Annotated in this window: 18 protein-coding genes; 12 read left to right on the top strand and 6 right to left on the bottom strand. The window is 40.5% G+C overall.

Annotation, left to right across the window (positions count from 1 at the left end; all coding sequences use genetic code 11):
* The first annotated feature begins 103 nt into the window (after positions 1–103).
* The 3 genes from KJS36_RS09225 to plsX all read left to right on the top strand — a co-directional run bounded on the left by KJS36_RS09225 (position 104) and on the right by plsX (position 3,763).
* Positions 104–1,729, top strand: a complete 1,626-nt coding sequence (locus tag KJS36_RS09225) for an ABC-F family ATP-binding cassette domain-containing protein (RefSeq protein ID WP_213536629.1) — start codon at positions 104–106, stop codon at positions 1,727–1,729.
* Between the two features lie 144 nt (positions 1,730–1,873).
* Positions 1,874–2,695, top strand: coding sequence for a Cof-type HAD-IIB family hydrolase (locus KJS36_RS09220; protein ID WP_213536628.1), 822 nt, complete (start codon positions 1,874–1,876; stop codon positions 2,693–2,695).
* Between the two features lie 81 nt (positions 2,696–2,776).
* The gene (gene plsX, locus KJS36_RS09215; RefSeq protein ID WP_213536627.1) at positions 2,777–3,763 is read left to right on the top strand and encodes a phosphate acyltransferase PlsX; all 987 of its coding nucleotides are present in this window, start codon (positions 2,777–2,779) and stop codon (positions 3,761–3,763) included.
* Positions 3,764–3,898: 135 nt separating this feature from the next.
* Here the strand turns inward: plsX and KJS36_RS09210 are convergent, their stop codons facing one another.
* The 5 genes from KJS36_RS09210 to KJS36_RS09190 all read right to left on the bottom strand — a co-directional run bounded on the left by KJS36_RS09210 (position 3,899) and on the right by KJS36_RS09190 (position 7,730).
* The gene (locus KJS36_RS09210; RefSeq protein ID WP_213536626.1) at positions 3,899–4,243 is read right to left on the bottom strand and encodes a hypothetical protein; all 345 of its coding nucleotides are present in this window, start codon (positions 4,241–4,243) and stop codon (positions 3,899–3,901) included.
* A gap of 20 nt (positions 4,244–4,263) precedes the next feature.
* A complete protein-coding gene (locus KJS36_RS09205) occupies positions 4,264–4,872 on the bottom strand; it encodes a TMEM175 family protein (RefSeq protein WP_213536625.1) in 609 nt (202 codons plus the stop codon).
* Positions 4,862–6,130 carry an APC family permease gene (locus KJS36_RS09200; protein ID WP_213536624.1) on the bottom strand — a complete coding sequence of 423 codons (1,269 nt, stop codon included), beginning with the start codon at positions 6,128–6,130 and terminating at the stop codon, positions 4,862–4,864. Before KJS36_RS09200 ends, KJS36_RS09205 begins: the two co-directional genes overlap by 11 nt.
* 72 nt (positions 6,131–6,202) lie before the next feature.
* Positions 6,203–6,859, bottom strand: coding sequence for an HAD family hydrolase (locus KJS36_RS09195; RefSeq protein ID WP_213536623.1), 657 nt, complete (start codon positions 6,857–6,859; stop codon positions 6,203–6,205).
* A 91-nt stretch (positions 6,860–6,950) separates the two neighbouring features.
* Positions 6,951–7,730 (bottom strand): SDR family oxidoreductase, encoded by a 780-nt coding sequence (locus KJS36_RS09190; RefSeq protein WP_213536622.1) that lies wholly within the window; start codon positions 7,728–7,730, stop codon positions 6,951–6,953.
* 129 nt (positions 7,731–7,859) lie between these two features.
* Here KJS36_RS09190 and KJS36_RS09185 point away from each other — a divergent pair, with 129 nt between their 5' ends.
* Complete coding sequence (locus KJS36_RS09185; protein ID WP_213536621.1) at positions 7,860–8,402, top strand: TetR/AcrR family transcriptional regulator; 543 nt, start codon at positions 7,860–7,862, stop codon at positions 8,400–8,402.
* 29 nt (positions 8,403–8,431) lie between these two features.
* Here the strand turns inward: KJS36_RS09185 and KJS36_RS09180 are convergent, their stop codons facing one another.
* Positions 8,432–8,869, bottom strand: a complete 438-nt coding sequence (locus KJS36_RS09180; protein ID WP_213536620.1) for an OsmC family protein — start codon at positions 8,867–8,869, stop codon at positions 8,432–8,434.
* Positions 8,870–9,314: 445 nt separating this feature from the next.
* Between KJS36_RS09180 and trpS the strand changes: the two genes are divergently transcribed.
* The 8 genes from trpS to lpdA all read left to right on the top strand — a co-directional run bounded on the left by trpS (position 9,315) and on the right by lpdA (position 18,840).
* The gene (gene trpS, locus KJS36_RS09175) at positions 9,315–10,340 is read left to right on the top strand and encodes a tryptophan--tRNA ligase (RefSeq protein WP_213536619.1); all 1,026 of its coding nucleotides are present in this window, start codon (positions 9,315–9,317) and stop codon (positions 10,338–10,340) included.
* Between the two features lie 91 nt (positions 10,341–10,431).
* Positions 10,432–11,073, top strand: coding sequence for an HD domain-containing protein (locus KJS36_RS09170; protein WP_213536618.1), 642 nt, complete (start codon positions 10,432–10,434; stop codon positions 11,071–11,073).
* Positions 11,074–11,336: 263 nt separating this feature from the next.
* Positions 11,337–12,191 carry a glycerophosphodiester phosphodiesterase gene (locus KJS36_RS09165; protein ID WP_213536617.1) on the top strand — a complete coding sequence of 285 codons (855 nt, stop codon included), beginning with the start codon at positions 11,337–11,339 and terminating at the stop codon, positions 12,189–12,191.
* 363 nt (positions 12,192–12,554) lie between these two features.
* Entirely contained in the window at positions 12,555–13,550 is a 996-nt protein-coding gene (gene lplA / locus KJS36_RS09160; protein ID WP_213536616.1) for a lipoate--protein ligase, read from the top strand.
* A 39-nt stretch (positions 13,551–13,589) separates the two neighbouring features.
* A complete protein-coding gene (locus KJS36_RS09155) occupies positions 13,590–14,714 on the top strand; it encodes a thiamine pyrophosphate-dependent dehydrogenase E1 component subunit alpha (protein WP_213536615.1) in 1,125 nt (374 codons plus the stop codon).
* 2 nt (positions 14,715–14,716) lie between these two features.
* Positions 14,717–15,697 carry an alpha-ketoacid dehydrogenase subunit beta gene (locus tag KJS36_RS09150; protein WP_213536614.1) on the top strand — a complete coding sequence of 327 codons (981 nt, stop codon included), beginning with the start codon at positions 14,717–14,719 and terminating at the stop codon, positions 15,695–15,697.
* The gene (locus tag KJS36_RS09145; protein WP_213536613.1) at positions 15,690–17,294 is read left to right on the top strand and encodes a 2-oxo acid dehydrogenase subunit E2; all 1,605 of its coding nucleotides are present in this window, start codon (positions 15,690–15,692) and stop codon (positions 17,292–17,294) included. The genes KJS36_RS09150 and KJS36_RS09145 overlap by 8 nt, the downstream gene beginning before the upstream one ends.
* Before the next feature lie 124 nt (positions 17,295–17,418).
* Positions 17,419–18,840: a dihydrolipoyl dehydrogenase gene (gene lpdA, locus KJS36_RS09140; RefSeq protein ID WP_213536612.1), complete on the top strand. Its 1,422-nt coding sequence runs from the start codon at positions 17,419–17,421 to the stop codon at positions 18,838–18,840.
* Positions 18,841–18,843: the final 3 nt, after the last annotated feature.

The raw sequence follows: 18,843 nt of genomic DNA, 5'->3' as shown, positions 1-18,843 counted from the left end.
ACTTTTGGTTTTAATGGGCAAAACAATGATGTGGCAGGTTTATAATTTTAGTAAAATATGATAGAATAAGGAGAATATACTAAAATGACACAAAGGACAATAAATGCTTACTGTATCTGACATTTCTTTACAATTTTCTGACCGCAAACTTTTTGATGAGGTCAATATTAAATTTACAGCAGGAAACTGCTATGGACTCATCGGCGCAAATGGTGCTGGTAAATCAACTTTTCTCAAAATCTTAGATGGCGAAATCCAACCGACGACAGGGCACGTTTCACTTGGGCCTAACGAACGGATGTCTGTTTTGCGTCAAAATCACTATGATTATGAAGATAAAACACCGCTTGATGTTGTGATGATGGGCAATGAAAAACTTTTCCAAATCAATCAGGAAAAAAATGCAATTTATATGAATCCTGATGCAACAGACGATGATTTCATGCGCGCTGCGGAACTTGAAGCTGAATTTGGCGAAATGGGCGGTTACGAAGCTGAAGCTGAAGCTGCTCGATTGTTGCAAAATTTGGGAATTAAAACTGAACAACATAGTGATAGCATGGCAAATCTGACTTCTGGTGAACATGTCAAAGTCCTGCTTGCCAAAGCACTTTTTGGTAAACCTGATGTACTGTTGCTGGATGAACCAACCAACGGACTAGATATTCAGGCGATTAACTGGTTGGAAGATTTCTTGATTAACTTTGAAAATACAGTCATCGTGGTTTCTCATGACCGTCACTTTTTGAACAATGTTTGTACTTATATGGCTGACCTGGACTACGGTAAAATCAAGCTCTATCCAGGAAATTATGATTTTTGGAAACAATCTTCTGAGTTAGCACTTCGTTTACAAGGCGACCAAAATCGTAAGGCTGAGGAAAAAATTGCTGAACTCAAAGAGTTTATTGCACGTTTCTCAGCAAATGCTTCTAAATCAAAACAAGCGACTTCTCGTAAGAAAATGCTGGATAAGATTGAAGTGGAAGAATTCGTTCCGTCTTCACGTAAATATCCATTTATCGGCTTTGACCAAGAACGTGAGATTGGGAATGATTTGCTTCGTGTGGAAAATCTTTCTGTGGAAATTGATGGCGAAAAGATTTTGGATAATATTTCATTTATCCTCACTCCTGGAGATAAGACTGTTTTTATCGGGCAAAATGATATTCAACAAACAGCACTTATTCGTGCTTTGATGGGCGATATTGACTATACTGGCGAGATTAAGTGGGGTGTGACAACAACGCGTTCTTATCTGCCAAAAGATAATACACGAGACTTCGCTGATGGTGATTCAATTCTTGATTGGTTGCGCCAATTTGTCTTGACGAAGGAAGAAGACGATAATACTTATCTTCGTGGTTTCTTGGGAAGAATGCTTTTTAAAGGCGAGGAATCTTTGAAATCTGTTTCTGTTCTTTCTGGTGGCGAAAAAGTTCGTGTCATGCTTTCTAAAATGATGCTTCAACGTGCAAATGTGCTTGTACTTGATGACCCAACAAATCATTTGGATTTGGAATCAATTTCTGCACTTAATGATGGTCTCAAAGCATTTAAAGGTTCTATTCTCTTTAGCTCACATGACCACGAATTTATCTCGACTTTGGCAAATCATATCGTTGTATTGTCTAAAAATGGTGTGATTGACCGTATCGGCGAAAGCTACGATGATTTCTTGGAAAACGAAGAGGTTCAGGCGAAAGTCAAAGCGCTTTGGGCGGATTAAACTTTTTTGACAAAACTGTCAAAAAATAAAAACAGTCTATTCGACTGTTTTTTTGAACACTTTGAAATCATTATCATAATAAGTTATAATAAACAGAGAAAAGTATTTTTGACAGAACTATCAAAAATAAAAAGTGAGAAAAATATGAAAAAAGAATTAAAATTATTTGCGACGGATATGGATGGGACGTTGCTCCGTGATGATCATACTTTCAATCATGCAAGATTACACGCTATTTTGAGAGAATTTAATAAAAAAAATCTAACTTTTGCTGCTTCATCTGGGCGTTCTCTCCTCGCTTTGCAAGAATTATTTGATGGTTTTGCAGATGATATGGCTTTTGTGGCTGAAAATGGTGGTGTCGTAGCGGTCAAAGATGAGATTATCTTTGCACAGGATTTTACTCTGCCACAAATTAGCGAGATTATCCAACTTCTTCGCGAAATGCCTTACAGTCCAGCCGATGATTTCCTTATTTCTGGCTTGAAAGGTGCTTACGCTTTGCAAGGTATTTCGTCAGAATTTTTTAAGGCAGCACAATTTTACTATCCAAATTCACAAAAAGTCAATGAAATTGGTGCGATTGATGATGCTTTGCTCAAAATCACAACGAATTTTCCTGTGGAACATACTTTGGAATGCGAAGCTTTTATCAGTGAACATTTACCTTATGCACGGGCGACAACGACAGGTTTTACCAGTATTGACATCATTCCTCAGGGAATTAGCAAGGCGACGGGACTTGAAAAACTTCTTGATGCACTTCATCTGACAAATGCCAATCTTGCTGCTTTTGGCGACCAAATGAATGACCTTGAAATGCTAAAATATGCGAGCCAAGCGGGTACTTCTTATGCTGTCAGCAATGCTTATCCTGATATTTTAAAAGTTGCTGATGAGATTATCGGAAGTAACAATGAAGATGGTGTATTCGCAAAGATTGAGCGGATTATTGGAGGAAAATAATAAAAAGTAGCAGAAATGTTGCTTTTTTTGTATAATTTGATTAAGAGAATTTAATCATCATAAGTAAAGAAAAGAGAAAATATGAAAATTGCGATTGATGCTATGGGCGGTGATAATGCTCCTGAATCTGTTATCAAAGGAGTAAATCTTGCTAAACAAGAATTTCCAGACTTGGAATTTCAACTTTTTGGTGACGTTGCTGCTATCAAGAATTATTTGGACGATGAAAAAAATGTGGAAATCATTGCTACAAGTGAAGTGATTGATTTCCATGATGATCCTGTAACGGCAATCAAGTCAAAGAAAGATAGTTCACTGGTTCAAGCACTGACTGCGGTTAAAAAAGGCGAAGCGGATGCAATTCTTTCTGCTGGTTCTACTGGGGCGCTGTTGACTGGCGGTTTATTGCTCGTGAAACGGATGAAGCAAGTTTCACGTCCTGCTTTGATGTCCACATTGCCAACTTCTGACGGTAAAGGTTTTGATATGTTGGATTTGGGGGCAAATACGGAAAATACGGCGCAACATTTGGTAGATTTTGCGATTTTGGGTTCTTATTATGCGCAAAATGTTCGTGGCATTGAAAAACCGCGTGTTGCTTTGCTTTCAAACGGAGCTGAGGAGTCAAAAGGTTCTCCAATGGTTAAGGAAGCGCACGAATTGCTTTCTGGACGGACGGATATTGATTTTATTGGTAATATAGAGTCACGTGATATTCTTGCTGGTGCTGCGGATGTTGTTGTCGCAGATGGTTTCACGGGAAATGCGGTACTAAAGGCAATCGAGGGAACGATGTCCACGATGTTCAAGATGATTAGTTCAACTATCAAATCTGGTAGTTTGACAACGAAAATCGGCGGCGCTCTCGTAAAACCTGCTTTATACAGCTTGAAAGATATCGCAAGTTCTGGTGGTGGTGCGGCTTTTGTCGGGCTGAAAGCTCCTGTTGTCAAGGCTCATGGCAATTCGACTGAGATTGAAATTGCGACGGCACTTCGACAAATTCACAAAATGCTTGAAACAGATGTGACAGGAAAATTGGTCACACATTTTGAAGAAATGAGTTGATTTTTACAGAAAAAAAGTTTTTGACAGTTTTGCCGTAGGGGCTAGAGAATTTATTCTCAGCCTTCTCGGACAAGGTGAACTTATAACGAAGTTGTAAGTTTGTACCTCTGTCAAAAACTTTTTTATTATCAAAAATTAAGCACGGCGAATATCATATCTGAGGGCAAGGAGATTTAGAATGATGAAATAAACTGGCATCACCATCATCAGCGAGACAAAGGTTGCACCGCTCAGATTAAGGCTGAACCAATAGAGAATGACAAAAATAATCGCCCAGAACCAAAATTTCTGATAAATTTTTGTCGCTGCGGGCTTGGCTTTGCCTTTTTCTGGTGCGACAAATGAACCCACGACAACACCAACAATCAACAGGACAAATGAAATATCACTGTAAACTCCGTGGTTCAAAAACGCCAGTACACTTGCCAATAATAAAATCAAACTACTAATCGTCCAATAAATCCATTCTTTTTTTGTCATTTTTTATGTTCTCCTTTTTACTAAAGAAATGTTTGATTGCGTGAACGAAGGACAGCAAATGTCATTTCGCCCGCGGTGTAGATAAAAACAAATGGCGGATAGAAAAAGGTGATGATAAACGCTAAAATCATGCTAATCCGCCAAATCGGATGTCTCAAATATTGATAGACTTCCATTTTTTGAATAATTTCTGCTTTTTCTTTGGGATTGTCAGCGATAAAAGCATTTGCCATGTGCGCATAACTCACGCCCCACAGAAAAATCATGGCGAGAAAAAGTAAGGCTGGTGCTTGGGGCGAATGTCGTCCCAAATCATGAAAAATATTGATTGTCCGCCCTGTCCATGCAGCAAGTACTGGCAAAAGTGAGAGCGAAAGCACCCAGAGCATACAAGAAAAATAAATCTTGCGTGTGATATGCGTTGCGTGCATCAGCATATATTGCTGATTGAACCAGGAAGTAATCACATAGATAAAACTGAGTCCGTAAGCAACCAAATAAACGAGATTTTCCTTGAAAAAGTCGCCAATAAGTCCTGTGGCTGGTAGGCGAAATTCTAAAAGCATAATCGTCATGATAACTGCGACAATCCCATCAATGAAACCACCTAAACGTTCTTTACTGACCATTTTTTAACTTTCTCACTTCTTCTAAATGCTCATCATCAACTTTCACGATAAAATAAATCACGACAAGAACAATGAGAATACTAAAACCAAATATCAGTACAGGCACAGTGAAACTTGCCAGCAAAACGAGTGAGAACAGGACCGTTCCTATTCCAATGACAATAAATTTTTTCTTGATATTGGCAAGTCCAGTTGAGAGATATTGCACAAAACTCATGAATACTGTCAATCCGCTGAGGAAAACGTAATTTCCACTGAGAAAAAGTGCCATGGCGCCGACTGTTGTCAAGAGAATTGCTAAAGTGGCTGTCCCAAATTTGCTCGTTTTTGCGACGACCAACGGAATATCTTCATGAGTGGTTGCTAGACTTGCGAGGATTGTTGGTGTGTTAAAACTTGTCGCAACAATCACACCGAAAATTGAGATACAAATGGCAATGATGAAAAGCGGAATGCCAATCGGCCCAACAATCTTGCTGAATGCTGTGGCTGCTGGAACGACTGTATTAGGGAGTTTTCCACCGAGCGTACCAATCGTAATTGCTTGGATAATCAGATAAACACTGATACAAGTCAACATGACAAGTGCCATCATCTTTGGTAAATTTTTTGACGGATTTGTCATTTTTTCTGCATTGACTGGGAGAAATGAAAATCCTGTGAAAAAGAAGAAAATCGTGCCATAAGCAGATAGAAAACCACCAAAACTTTTTGACGAATCTGTCAAATTTGTTGGTGTGGCAAAATGCACACTTTTGACCAGCCATACACAGGAAATCACGAAAACCAGCACAATCAAAATTTTGACAAAAGATGTGATATTATCCAAATCCGCGATAATTGACGTGCCAAAATAGCTGATAATTCCCAGCAGAGCAATAATCACAAGTCCAATCAATCGTGTGTTCAAATTTGGAACAATCATTTTCAAAGCGGTCAGAAGCGCTGAAACTTCTGTCGCAAGTGTGACAGTTCCTAGCAACCAGGTCATCATGCCGACAACAAAGCCGGTAAAACGTCCAAAAGTTTCTTTAGCATAGATGAAAGCTCCGCCATTTTCAGGATAAATCTTGCTCATATTTGCATAAGAAAAAGCAATCACAAAGATGGATGCACCAGCAAGCAAAATCGCGAGTAGACTTTTCGTACCAGCATCTTGGTAAATCTTGCCTGAAAGCAGGAAAATGCCTGAGCCAATAATCGAATTGATGCCCAGCAGAAAAATCGCGAAGGGCGAAAGAAGTTTCGTTTTTTTCATTTTGACTTTCTATTTTTTTGTATTGATATCATTATAACAAAAAACGTGTTTTTGCACACGTTTTCAACAGTTTTATTTGATTTTTCTTTGTAAAATCTCGGCGCTGAGCGCGTCATAATTTTTGACAACTTCGTCAGCAGCTGATAAATCTTGGACAGGATAATCTGGATTGGCAAATCCGATAACGTACATTCCTGCTGCTTTTGCTGAACGACTTCCGTTTTTTGTATCTTCAAATGCCAGACAATTTTCCGGCGCAATACCTAGTTGCCGTGCAGCTTCCAGATAAACATCTGGTGCAGGTTTTGAATGCGCGACTTCCTCGCCACTGACAAGTTTGTCAAAACAGTCGTCAATTCCAAGCGCCGTCAGTGCTTGCAAAATATCAGATTTCGGCGAACTTGACGCGACCGCAAGCGGAATTTCCGCTGCATGAATCCGCCGAACCAGCTCAACAGCACCATTTATCGGACGAACTCCGTCTTTAGCAATGACTGCTTGACGCCGTTTTTTCATCTCGTCCATGTAATACTCAATCGGCTCAGGCAAGCCCAGCTCGTTTTTCATTACCTGCCACATGAACTCGTAAGTCGTGCCCATAAACTGATACTGATAGCTCACAGGTTTGGGAAATCCAGCATCGCGCAAAATCTCCGTTTTCGACTCCAAATACGTATATTCCGAGTCAATCAGCACACCGTCCATGTCAAATACAACTGCTTCTGTCATTTTTTCCGCCTCATTTTATTTTTGACAGACTGATACTGAAGCGCCTAAGCGTTTTGACAATTCTGTCAAAAATATTTCTGACTCCATTATATCACTTCGTTGGTGGAAAATAGCTTCGCAGCATACTGGCAGAGAGTTTTCGCGTATTTTCTTCACTGTCAACCTTGCCCATCGTGTGCAAAGTCTTGGCAAATCCAGCATCAATGCGCTCAGCATTTTTTGACAGACCTGTCAAAGTTTCCTCAATCAAATCCGACAAACGCATATTATTTGGCGCCGTCGTATCCGAATGTGCCTCCAGATTTGTCTCAGCCACAAGCGGTGGAACCAGCTCAACCACGCGCAAATCATGTCCAAAATGCTTTGCCTGTTCACGCAATGCATCGCTGTAAAAATGCACACCAGCCTTCGTCAAATTATAAATCGGATGCGCACCGTCCGCCAGATTTGACAGCCCAGAACTAACATTGATGACCGTCCCATGATTTTTTGACAGAACTGTCAAAAATTTCTGCGTCACCGCAATCGTGCCCAGCAAGTTCGTATCCACTTCCGCCGTTAATTCTGCTAGCGAGAGCTCATCGTCAAAAAGATTGATTGCCCGCATAATCCCTGCGGAGTTCAACAAAATGTCCAAGTCAGGAAAATTTGCCACAATAAATTTTGACAGTTCTGTCAAAGATTTTTCATCAGAAACATCACTCGCAAAACCTGTCAAATCAGGATTTTCAGCCAAAACTTTGTCCAATTTTTCCTGATTGCGCGCCGTGATAATCACCCGATTGCCCAGCTCAGCAAATTTCTGTGCAAAAGCCAGCCCAATTCCCGAAGTTCCGCCAGTAATCAAGATTGTATGATTTTTCAATTCCATTTGTAAGTTACACTTTCTATATTTTGTAACTCATATTGTAAAACTAAAAGTTACATTTGTCAATAATTGTAACTCGCACTGACCGTAAGTGAAATATCGTCGCTTTAACAAATGTGCTATAATAAACCCATGCAAACACGAGAAAAAATCTTAGTCACTGCCCGTCAACTCATTGAAGAAAAAGGCGCGTTAAACGTGACTGTGTCTGAAATCGCCGCAAAAATCGGTCTCACTCACGCCGCCATTTACAAACACTTCGCAGATAAACAAACTCTCCTTGAAAATATCGCACTCAGCTGGCTAGACAATATTCTCAGCGACATTTTTCCTTTCAAAACAAAGAAAGAAAATCCCGCTGATATTGTCCACGACTGGCTTTTCACACTTACGACAGCCAAAAATCACGCTTATTTTGAAAGTCCTGAGATGTTTTCGCTCTATACCACTTTTATCAGCCAAAATCCCGTCCTCGAAAGTCAGCACAGTGAGCACTTGCTCGATAGTCTCACAAAAGCCAGCCATATCAATGATAAAGAGCAACTCAAAGCAATTCTACAAGTATTTATCAGCTTTCATCATCCTGCTTTTGCGCCTTATTGGAAAAAGCAATTTCAGCCCGACTTTGAAGCGATTTGGACACTCATCGCACCTTCGTTCACTACAAAAAAATGAGCCAACACAGCTCATTTTTACTTTTAATCTCAATCCAAATGAGCCTCTAGCGTAATATTTACAGTAGCCAAAGCCTTAGACACAGGACAACTTTCCTTAACCACTTGCGCGATTTCCTGAAAATCAGCTTCAGAAATTCCAGAAATCACAGAATGATTTGTCAAATGAATCTCCGTAATCGCAGGCCCATCAGCCGTCACAGCAAAAGTCACATCTGCTGTCGTATCAATCGACTTTGCAGTTAATCCTTTTTGCCCCAGCACCATTGCAAAAGCCATACTGAAACAGGCAGCGTGCGCTGCACCAAGCAACTCCTCAGGTGTCGTGATACTTGCGGAATGTTCAGCACGCGCCTTAAAATTGTAAGGCGACTCAGTCAAAACCTGCGAAGATTCCAAACTAATCGTCCCGAATCCATCTTCTAACCCATCTTCCCAATGTGCCGAAGCTTTTGATATATTTGCCATATTTTTATCCTCCTCAAAGAAAATGTCAAACTCTTTTTACACCCATAGTATAACGCTTTCTAAAATGAAACACAAGAAATTGCTCTCACAAAATATTCTTTAGAAAACACTCATCAAACATTGACAAATTCGCAAAATAAAGGTAAAATTTCATTATCAGAAAAGTAACTTTAGTGAGAATTCCCTAGGAAGTCTGTGGTTGTGCAAACAGATGTCTTCTCCAAAGCGAATGGGCTGATTTTTGTGAATACAACTGATTTCAAGCAAATAAAAATCACGCTGCTCCCGTTAAAAAGCACTTCATTTCATTATAAAACATGAGATAAAGATAAGGAAATTCTAAGAATTTCAAATTACGGTGGTACCGCGCATATAACGCCCGTAGAGCATTTTTCACAATGTTCTACCGACGTTTTTTATTTTCAAAAAAAGAAGGAAAAAAATAATGACAAAACCAATCATCTTAACAGGCGACCGTCCAACAGGAAAACTCCACATCGGACACTACGTCGGCTCTCTACAAAATCGTGTCAAGCTGCAAAACGAAGGCAAATACAATATGTTCGTCTTTCTCGCTGACCAGCAAGCTCTGACTGACCACGCCAAAGAACCAGAAAAAATCATCCAATCTGTCGGTGATGTTGCCCTCGACTATCTCGCCGCTGGACTTGACCCTGAAAAATCAACGATTTTCATCCAATCACAAATTCCCGAACTCGCGGAACTTTCGATGTACTACATGAACCTCGTTTCTCTCGCCCGTCTTGAGCGCAATCCAACCGTCAAAACAGAAATTTCTCAAAAAGGATTTGGTGAGTCAATCCCTGCAGGATTTTTAGTCTATCCTGTCTCACAAGCGGCTGATATCACTGCATTCAAGGCAAATCTCGTTCCCGTTGGCAATGACCAAAAACCAATGATTGAGCAAACACGCGAGATTGTACGTAGTTTCAACAATGCCTACAACACCGAAGCTCTCGTTGAACCAGAAGGTATTTACCCTGAAAATGAAGCCGCTGGACGACTACCAGGACTTGATGGTAACGCCAAAATGTCTAAATCTCTCAACAACGGTATTTTCCTCGCTGATGACCTTGACACGCTCAAAACAAAAGTCATGAGTATGTACACTGACCCCGACCATATCAAGGTTTCAGACCCTGGTAAAATTGAGGGAAATATGGTCTTTCATTATCTTGATATTTTTGGAAATGCAGATGACGCCAGCCAGATTGCTGAGATGAAAGCACAGTATCAAGCCGGCGGACTCGGAGATGTCAAGACAAAACGCTATTTACTTGATATTCTCGACCGTGAACTTTCACCCATCCGCGAACGTCGTATCGAACTCGCCAAAAACATGGATTATATTTATGCCATGCTCAAAGCAGGTTCAGAAAAAGCTGAAGCCGTCGCCGCAGCAACACTTGACGAAGTAAAAAATGCAATGGGCATTAACTATTTCAAATAAAAGAACGTTTCACACGGCAAAATCTTGGCTAATGCTGTTGCTCAATTGCGAAACTTCACCTAAGCAAACCCAAAATTAATGAGAATTACAAATGAACAGATTAGAAAAAATCGCCAATTTTGCAAAAAATATACACGCGCAAAATAATGACGGACATGGATTTGACCATATCACGCGCGTTGTAGCACTTGCTGAAAAAATTCTTTTGACAGAACCGTCAGCAGACCGCGAACTCGTTTTGTGCGCCTGCTATCTCCATGATACTTATGACGAAAAATTGACAGACAATGTAGCAGGTCAAAAAGCACTTGTCAGTAATTTTTTAGATGAAATATTTTTTGACAAAACTGTCAAAAATAAAATTTTCGAGATTATTGACAACATCAGCTTTTCAGCAAATTTGATAGAACGAAAAACGCTTGACATCAACGGTCAAATCGTCCAAGATGCAGACAGACTTGACGCGATGGGCGCATTGGGAATTATCCGTACGCTCGAATACGGCTGGGCACACGGACGAGAGCTTTACAAGTCTACTGACAAAGCTGTCAAAAATCTCACCAAAGAAACGTATCATCAAAATACAGGCTGCACAATCAATCACTTTTATGAAAAATTATTTTTACTCCAAGATTTGCTCAACACCGCAGAAGCCCGTAAAATAGGTGCAAAACGTGATAAAATCATGCACGATTTCGTCAAAGCCATTGAAAACGAAAGCAATTATTTTTGACATAGGATAGTCGTTATGAGCTTGCTCACTTACCATTTTGCCTTGTGACTTTAGTCACTTAGAGCAAGCCTTTTTGTCCATTGCTTTAGCAATGGTGACAAAACGGACACCTGTGGTATGGACAGCGTAGCGAAGCGGAGATATGAATATGCTAGTATTTTTAACAGAACTGCCGTAGGGGCTAGTGAATTTATTCTCAGCCTTCTTGGACAGGGTGAACTGATAACGAAATTGTCAGTTTGTAGCCCCGTCAAAACAAAATTATGAATCCATTACAAAAAATCGCTCACAAAATTGACAAAAAAGTTGCCAAACACAAAGCCAAGAAAGTTAAATCTTGGCTAAACACACATCAACCAGCACAGCACGAGGCACAAACAGCCATCTTCGCTCATCGTGGCTCAAAATCAAACCGACCAGAAAATACACTAGCCTCTTTCCAAGAAGCCATCCGCGTCCAATCTGACGGAATTGAACTTGACGTCCACCTAAGCGCAGACAATCAGCTCATTGTCATCCACGATGAAAAAGTTGACCGCACAACAAACGCAAAAGGTCTCGTGCGCAAACTCACTCTCGCCGACATCAAAAAACTAGATGCTGGCAGCTGGTTCTCCCCAGGTTTTGCAAATGAAAAAATCCCAACATTAAATGAAGTTCTCACATTGCTGACTGAGCAAAATTTCACAGGAAGTCTCAATATTGAGATTAAAACCGACAAATATCATTATCCTGATATCGAAAAACTCCTTTCACATCAAATGACCAGCCAAAACTGGCAATTTAGCTATCTCTACAGTTCATTTAACCTTTCCTCACTTGCGATTATTCACAAACTAGAGCAAACGACAGAGCTTGCTTATCTTACTTACAATCACAAAAAAGACGTCATTTTAGGCAATAAACAAGATTTCATCACAAGCATCCATCCCAAAAAAACTTACGCATTTGATAATCCAAATCAGACGATGAGCAACCCAAAACCCATTCGTCTTTGGACAATCAACAACAGCCTAGAAATGCAAATCGCCTACCAAGAAAATGTCGAAGCCATCATCACCGACCACCCCGAAAAAGCATTGCAACTTCGTGATAAATTCAATAAACCTCATTCATAGAATACAATCAAAAGCGCCCTCACAGCGTTTTTTTCTTCACAAAAACTCCGGAAATCATTCGGTAATTAATTAATTATTTGTTAAAATGAATATGGAGTATCTATTATTTACTCATAAAAAAAAAATTTCCAACTAATGACTGCGCTTTCTGAAATAATCGTTTACATGAGCGTTGAAAGCGATAACCATCTTATTTTCACAGCTTATATTTCACAAAATTTCACAAAGAAACACCGCTATTATCAATAAAAGTAATCTCAAACAAAAATCTTTTACATTTCTTTCACAAGTGTTATAATGAAGTTGTACGTGTTAAAACGTCAAAAGTTTTTTACATATGGAATTAGAAGGGATTTGCAAACCATGCAATTTATCAATTATCTTGGTCAAGATGCTTATAGCAATATTGCTATGGACAGCTGGTTGCTTTACAATCTAAAGCCAAAAGAGCCTGTTTTTGCTCTTTGGCAAAATAAACGGGCCGTTATCGTTGGGCGCAATCAAAACACCTTTGCCGAGGTCAATCAAGACTATATCGACAGTCACGATGTTCAAGTCGTTCGTCGTGTTTCCGGTGGTGGTGCTGTGTATCACGATTTGGGCAATATCTGTTTCACTTTCTTCGTCCCTGTTAAAAGCAGTGCTTCTGTCAACTTTCATCAATTCGTAAAACCAATGTACGATGCACTTCGAGCCGTTGGAATTAATGCCGAAATCACTGGACGCAACGACTTAGAAGTTGAAGGAAAGAAAGTTTCAGGCAATGCACAACGTTATGCTGGAGGTTATCTCATGCACCATGGCACACTGCTCTGGGATACTGACGTTGAAGCGATGATTCGCGCACTCAATGTTTCAGACGAAAAGTTTGTCAGTAAAGCTGCCAAATCTGTCCGTGCTCGCGTTGGTAATATCAAAGATTATGCTCCAGACTTAACACTTGATACTTTCCTCGAAAAGCTCAATTATTATCTGACAGATGAAGGAAAAGATGGTGAACTTGTCCTTACAGATGAACAACTTGCAGGTATCAAAGATTGGCGAGATAAGCAATTTTCAACCTGGAACTGGAACTATGGCGAATCACCAAAATTTGAATTTCAAAATCATGCAAAATTCACAGGTGGTGCGATTGATGTCCAAGTCAACGTAGAAAAAGGAAAAATCACAGATATCAATTTTCTCGGTGATTTTCTCGGTGTACGTGATTGGCGAGACATCAAAGAGCAGTTTATCGGAGTTGACTTTAGCCCTGCAGCCGTACTCTCTATCCTTGAAAAAAATCAAGAAGGACAGTATTTCGGAACGATTGATAATCATGAACTCGCAGAACTCTTTAAAGCAGATACCTTTGAGTAATGCTTAAAATCATAAGTTTTAAAAAGAAAGGAATTTACTATGTCAAATAGCAAAAAAATCTTAGATTTCAAAAGTCAAATTGAACTACAAGATACTTCATTTCCAATGCTTCAAATTTTAAACGAAGAAGGAAAAATTGTTGATGAGGAAGGTTTAAAATCAGCTGCTCTCAGTGATGAGGAACTTGTTGAACTTTTCAAAAATATGCTACTCAGTCGTCAGATTGATATTCGTTGCATGAAACTTGCCAAGCAAGGTCGTATGGGCTTCTTTGGTCCAACAGCTGGTCAAGAAGCCTCACAAATGGCTTCTGCATTTGCTTTTAAAGACGAAGATTGGCTTTTCCCTGGTTACCGTGATTTGCCACAAATCTATGCCAAAGGCTGGCCAATCTGGAAAGGACTCCTTTGGAGTCGCGGACATTATCTTGGTAATGAATACACGACAGATGATGGAAAACCAGTTAATTCATGGTTCCCACAAATCATCATTGGCGCACAATATGTTGAAGCAGCTGGTGTAGCACTTGGTCTCAAAAAACGTAAACAAGATGCCGTTGCAGTAGCTTATACAGGTGATGGTGGTTCTTCTCAAGGCGATACTTACGAAGGAATTAACTTTGCTTCTGCATACAAAGCTCCTCTTGTGGCTTTCATTCAAAATAATGGTTATGCCATTTCAACACCACGTAAACTTCAAACAGCTGCAAAACACTTGGCAGCAAAGGGCTGGGCGGCTGGCGCACCATCTATTGTAGTCGATGGAAATGATGCGATTGCGATGTATTTAGCTTCAAAAACAGCACGCGCTTGGGCAGTTGAAGGAAATGGTCCCGTGGTTATTGAAACAATCACAAACCGCCTTGAACCTCATTCAACAGCTGGTGATGACCCTCTCCGTTACCGTACAAAAGAAGAGATTGCCGAATGGTGGGCAAAAGAACCTCTTATCCGCATGCGCAATTTCCTAACTGAAAAAGGACTTTGGGACAGTGCTAAAGAAGAAGCTTATATCGCTGAATTGGACGCTCGGATTGATGCTGACGTTAAAAAAGCAAATTCTGTTGAAAAACAAAAAATCAGTCATTTCCTGAAAAATACACTCGAAGTTCCTGGACAAGCTATGCAAGAACAAATTGCAAAATTTGAAAGTGAGGGCAAATAAAAATGGCAGTTAAAACATATATTGCAGCTATCACAGAAGCGCTTGACTTGGCGCTTGAAAAAGATAAAAATACATTAGTTTTCGGTGAAGATGTCGGACAAAATGGTGGCGTTTTCCGTGCAACGGATGGACTTCAAGCTAAATATGGCGAAGAACGCGTGTTCAACACTCCACTTGCAGAATCCGGAATTGGTGGACTTGCGATTGGACTTGCTACACAAGGTTATCGTCCCATCATGGAAATCCAGTTTGGTACATTTATCTACGAAGTTTTTGACTCTATCGCTGGACAAATGAGCCGGACACGTTATCGTTTCAATAACACACGTCATAATCCGATTGTTCTGCGTACCCCTTATGGTATCGGAACAAAAACACCTGAAATGCACGCAGATTCGATTGAAGGTTTACTTTCACAAATCCCTGGTTTACGTGTCGTAATGCCATCAAATCCAGCAGATGCAAAAGGACTTCTTTTATCAAGTATTGAAAATAATGACCCTGTCATGTTTTTGGAAAACTTGCATCTTTATCGCTCACTCAAAGGCGAAGTCCCTGAAGGCTACTATACGACACCTTTGGACAAAGCTGCTGTTGCAAAAGAGGGAACAGATGTTTCTATTATTGCTTATGGTGGAACCGTTCCTCTTGCGCTCAAAGCTGCAGAAAGTTTGGAAAAAGAAGGAATTAGCGCAGAAGTTCTTGATTTACGTACTGTTGCGCCACTTGATATTGAAGCGATTGGTAAGACAGTTGAAAAAACAGGTCGTGTCGTTGTTGTTCAAGAAGCTCAACGTTCCGCTGGTATTGCAGCAAATGTTATGGCTGAAATCTCTGAGCGCTTCGTTTTGAGTTTGAATGCACCTATCGGTCGTGTGGCTGGTCCTGACTCTGTCTTTCCATTCTCATCTGCTGAAAACGACTGGATGATTAAAGATACAGATATCGTAAATAAAGTGAAAGAGGTGGTAAATTATGACTGAGATTTTTAAAATGCCTGATATCGGTGAAGGAATGGCAGAGGGCGATATCGCCAACTGGCTCGTGAAAGTCGGAGATACTGTCAAAGAAGATGACCCTGTCGCTGAAGTTCAAAATGATAAATTACTCCAAGAAATCCTATCTCCTTATGCTGGTAAAGTCACAAAATTATTCGTGGAAGCTGGGACAACTGTCGCAGTTGGCGAACCTTTGATTGAATATGACGGTGATGGTTCTGGTTCAGTAGCTCCAGCACAAGAAGCAAGCCCTACCCCAGTGGAAGCTCCTTCTGCCACAAATACAAGTGATGTCAAAGTCTTTAAAATGCCTGACATTGGCGAAGGAATGGCAGAAGGCGATATCTCCAACTGGCTTGTCAAAGTTGGAGATACTGTTAAAGAAGATGACCCTGTCGCTGAGGTTCAAAATGATAAACTCATGCAGGAAATCTTATCTCCTTATGCTGGTAAAGTTACAAAACTTTTCGTGGAAGCTGGGACAACCGTTGCGGTCGGTGAACCTTTGATTGAGTATGATGGAAATGGGACATCCAGTGCTTCAGCTCCTATGCCTAAAGTAGAAAATACTGCAGCTCCAACTACTCCTGCTCCTAAAACAGCCGAAAATGCGCCTGTACAACTTACAAAATCTGGTGCAATGGGACGCGTGCTGGCAATGCCTTCTGTACGTCACTTTGCACGTGAAAACAATGTAGATTTGAAGCTTGTACCTGCAACTGGACGTCATGGACACACTACTTTAGCAGATGTTAAAACATTCTTAGCTGGTAATGTTGCAACAGCTCCTGAAAGTTCTGTAGGCACTCCTACAGCTGCTGCACCAACTAACAAAGTTCCAAGTCCAGCTACTCCTCCTGCCCCAAGCAAAGTAGTGCTTGGCGATAGACGTGAGCCAATGAATCCAACGCGTAAAGTGGTTTCTAAGGTAATGACGGCTCAACACACAACTATTCCACCTGTGACAAACTTTGACCAGGTCGAAGTTTCTAAATTGGTTGAGCATCGTAAAGCGTTCAAAGAAATTGCTGCGAAACAGGATATTAAACTGACTTATCTCGCTTATGTAGCGAAAGCTTTGGCAGCTACAGCTCATAAATTCCCTGATATCAATGCTTCGGTTGATTATGAAAAGCAAGAAATCGTCTATCACGAACACGTCAATCTTGGAATTGCAGTCAATGCACCAACTGGACTCTATGTTCCTGTCATTCATGAAGCGGAAAATAAATCTATCTTTGAAATTGCCAAAGAAATTGCTGATTTGGCTGCTGCGACACGTGATGGTTCTTTGAAACCTGCACAAATGCAAGGCTCTACGATTACAATTTCAAATATCGGTTCTGCTCGTGGTACTTGGTTCACTCCGATTATCAATGGTTCTGATGTTGTGATTTTGGGATTGGGTTCTATTGTAAAAGAGCCAATTGTAAATGATGAGGGCGAGATTGTAGTTGGTCAAAATATGAAGTTGTCTATGACTTATGACCATCGTTTGATTGATGGAATGCTGGGACAAACGGCTTTGAACTATTTGAAGAGTTTGCTGGCTGACCCTGCTTATATGCTCATGGAAGTTTAATAGGACGATATTGTTGACGCTGAAGCGTCTAACAATATCGCGGCAAGCGCTATGGCATCTTGCCTTGTCCTCTTATTAGGTAAAACAGATTGTTAATAAGTAACGATAGAAAGAGGTTTTGAATATGGTTGTTGGTGCTCAAGCTACGGAAGTAGATACAGTTGTGATTGGTTCTGGTCCTGGAGGATATGTAGCTGCTATTCGTGCGGCTGAACTGGGACAAACTGTCACAGTGATTGAAAAAGATAATGTCGGCGGTGTATGTTTAAATATTGGTTGTATTCCTTCTAAGGCTTTGATAAACGTGGGACATAAATATCAAGAAGCTTTGCGTGAAGAAGAAAATACGACACCTTTCGGATTGACAAGTAAAGATGTTGCGCTTGATTGGGCTGCCGCTCAAAAATGGAAAGATGAAAAAGTTGTTAAACAGTTGACTGGTGGTGTGGCAATGTTGCTTAAAAAGCATAAAATCACTGTCATCAAAGGAACAGCTGAATTTGTTGATAATGAAACTATCAATATTGAGCAAGAAGACGGACATCAGTTGTTGCAATTTAACAATGCGATTATTGCAACTGGTTCTCGTCCGATTGAAATTCCTCCATTTCCATTTGGTGGACGAATTATTGACTCGACTGCAGCTTTGTCTTTGCCTGAAATTCCTAAACACTTGATTATTGTTGGGGGTGGAGTTATTGGTTCTGAGCTCGGTGGTGCTTATCGCAATCTGGGTTCTAAAATCACGATTGTTGAAGGATTGGACCATATCTTGAATGGCTTTGATAAAGAAATGTCAGATATTATTGCAAAACGTGTGGTTGATGCGGGTTCTGAGATTTTTACAAGTGCTATGGCAAAATCTGCGACACAAACAGATAAAGATGTGACATTGACTTTTGAAGTGGATGGTAAAGAGCAATCTGTAACTGGCGATTATCTCTTAGTTTCTGTTGGTCGTCGTCCAAATACGGATTTGATTGGTTTGAATAATACTGATGTGAAGTTGACGGACCGTGGATTGATTGAAGTAGATGATTCTTATAAAACTTCTGTTGAACATATCTATGCGATTGGCGATGTCGTACCTGGTCCAATGTTGGCACACAAGGCTTCTTTCCAAGCAAAAGTTGCTGCTGCTGCTATTTCTGGTGCTGAGGACGCTGTGGATTTGCACGTGGCGCTTCCTGCTGTGGCTTATACGTCAACAGAACTTGCGACTGTCGGGGAAACTCCTGATACTGTCAAAGACCGTATGGATACTGTGAAGATATCAAAATTCCCATTTGCAGCGAACGGTCGGGCTATCTCTATGGACGACACAACTGGTTTCATTCGTTTGATTACTGAGACAAAAGAAGGTGGTGTTATCGGGGCACAGATTGTTGGCCCTGGTGCTTCAGATTTGATTTCTGGCTTGGCTCTGGCGATTGAAAATGGATTGACGGCTAAAGATATTAGTTTGACTATTCAACCTCACCCTACGCTTGGCGAGGCAATCATGGACACTGCTGAGGTGGCTGATGGATTGCCAATTCACGTTTGAGTG

Source organism: Lactococcus nasutitermitis, from assembly GCF_018403765.1.
Taxonomy (GTDB): Bacteria; Bacillota; Bacilli; order Lactobacillales; family Streptococcaceae; genus Lactococcus; species Lactococcus nasutitermitis.
This window is presented reverse-complemented; position numbering and strand designations above follow the sequence as displayed.

Coding starts and splice junctions, on each gene's coding strand:
- KJS36_RS09210 (WP_213536626.1), bottom strand. CDS start 4,243: ATGACAAAAAAAGAATGGATTTATTGGACGATTAGTAGTTTGATTTTA.
- lpdA (WP_213536612.1), top strand. CDS start 17,419: ATGGTTGTTGGTGCTCAAGCTACGGAAGTAGATACAGTTGTGATTGGT.
- KJS36_RS09225 (WP_213536629.1), top strand. CDS start 104: ATGCTTACTGTATCTGACATTTCTTTACAATTTTCTGACCGCAAACTT.
- KJS36_RS09185 (WP_213536621.1), top strand. CDS start 7,860: ATGCAAACACGAGAAAAAATCTTAGTCACTGCCCGTCAACTCATTGAA.
- lplA (WP_213536616.1), top strand. CDS start 12,555: ATGCAATTTATCAATTATCTTGGTCAAGATGCTTATAGCAATATTGCT.
- KJS36_RS09150 (WP_213536614.1), top strand. CDS start 14,717: ATGGCAGTTAAAACATATATTGCAGCTATCACAGAAGCGCTTGACTTG.
- trpS (WP_213536619.1), top strand. CDS start 9,315: ATGACAAAACCAATCATCTTAACAGGCGACCGTCCAACAGGAAAACTC.
- KJS36_RS09180 (WP_213536620.1), bottom strand. CDS start 8,869: ATGGCAAATATATCAAAAGCTTCGGCACATTGGGAAGATGGGTTAGAA.
- KJS36_RS09200 (WP_213536624.1), bottom strand. CDS start 6,130: ATGAAAAAAACGAAACTTCTTTCGCCCTTCGCGATTTTTCTGCTGGGC.
- KJS36_RS09170 (WP_213536618.1), top strand. CDS start 10,432: ATGAACAGATTAGAAAAAATCGCCAATTTTGCAAAAAATATACACGCG.
- KJS36_RS09165 (WP_213536617.1), top strand. CDS start 11,337: ATGAATCCATTACAAAAAATCGCTCACAAAATTGACAAAAAAGTTGCC.
- KJS36_RS09155 (WP_213536615.1), top strand. CDS start 13,590: ATGTCAAATAGCAAAAAAATCTTAGATTTCAAAAGTCAAATTGAACTA.
- KJS36_RS09145 (WP_213536613.1), top strand. CDS start 15,690: ATGACTGAGATTTTTAAAATGCCTGATATCGGTGAAGGAATGGCAGAG.
- KJS36_RS09190 (WP_213536622.1), bottom strand. CDS start 7,730: ATGGAATTGAAAAATCATACAATCTTGATTACTGGCGGAACTTCGGGA.
- KJS36_RS09220 (WP_213536628.1), top strand. CDS start 1,874: ATGAAAAAAGAATTAAAATTATTTGCGACGGATATGGATGGGACGTTG.
- KJS36_RS09205 (WP_213536625.1), bottom strand. CDS start 4,872: ATGGTCAGTAAAGAACGTTTAGGTGGTTTCATTGATGGGATTGTCGCA.
- KJS36_RS09195 (WP_213536623.1), bottom strand. CDS start 6,859: ATGACAGAAGCAGTTGTATTTGACATGGACGGTGTGCTGATTGACTCG.
- plsX (WP_213536627.1), top strand. CDS start 2,777: ATGAAAATTGCGATTGATGCTATGGGCGGTGATAATGCTCCTGAATCT.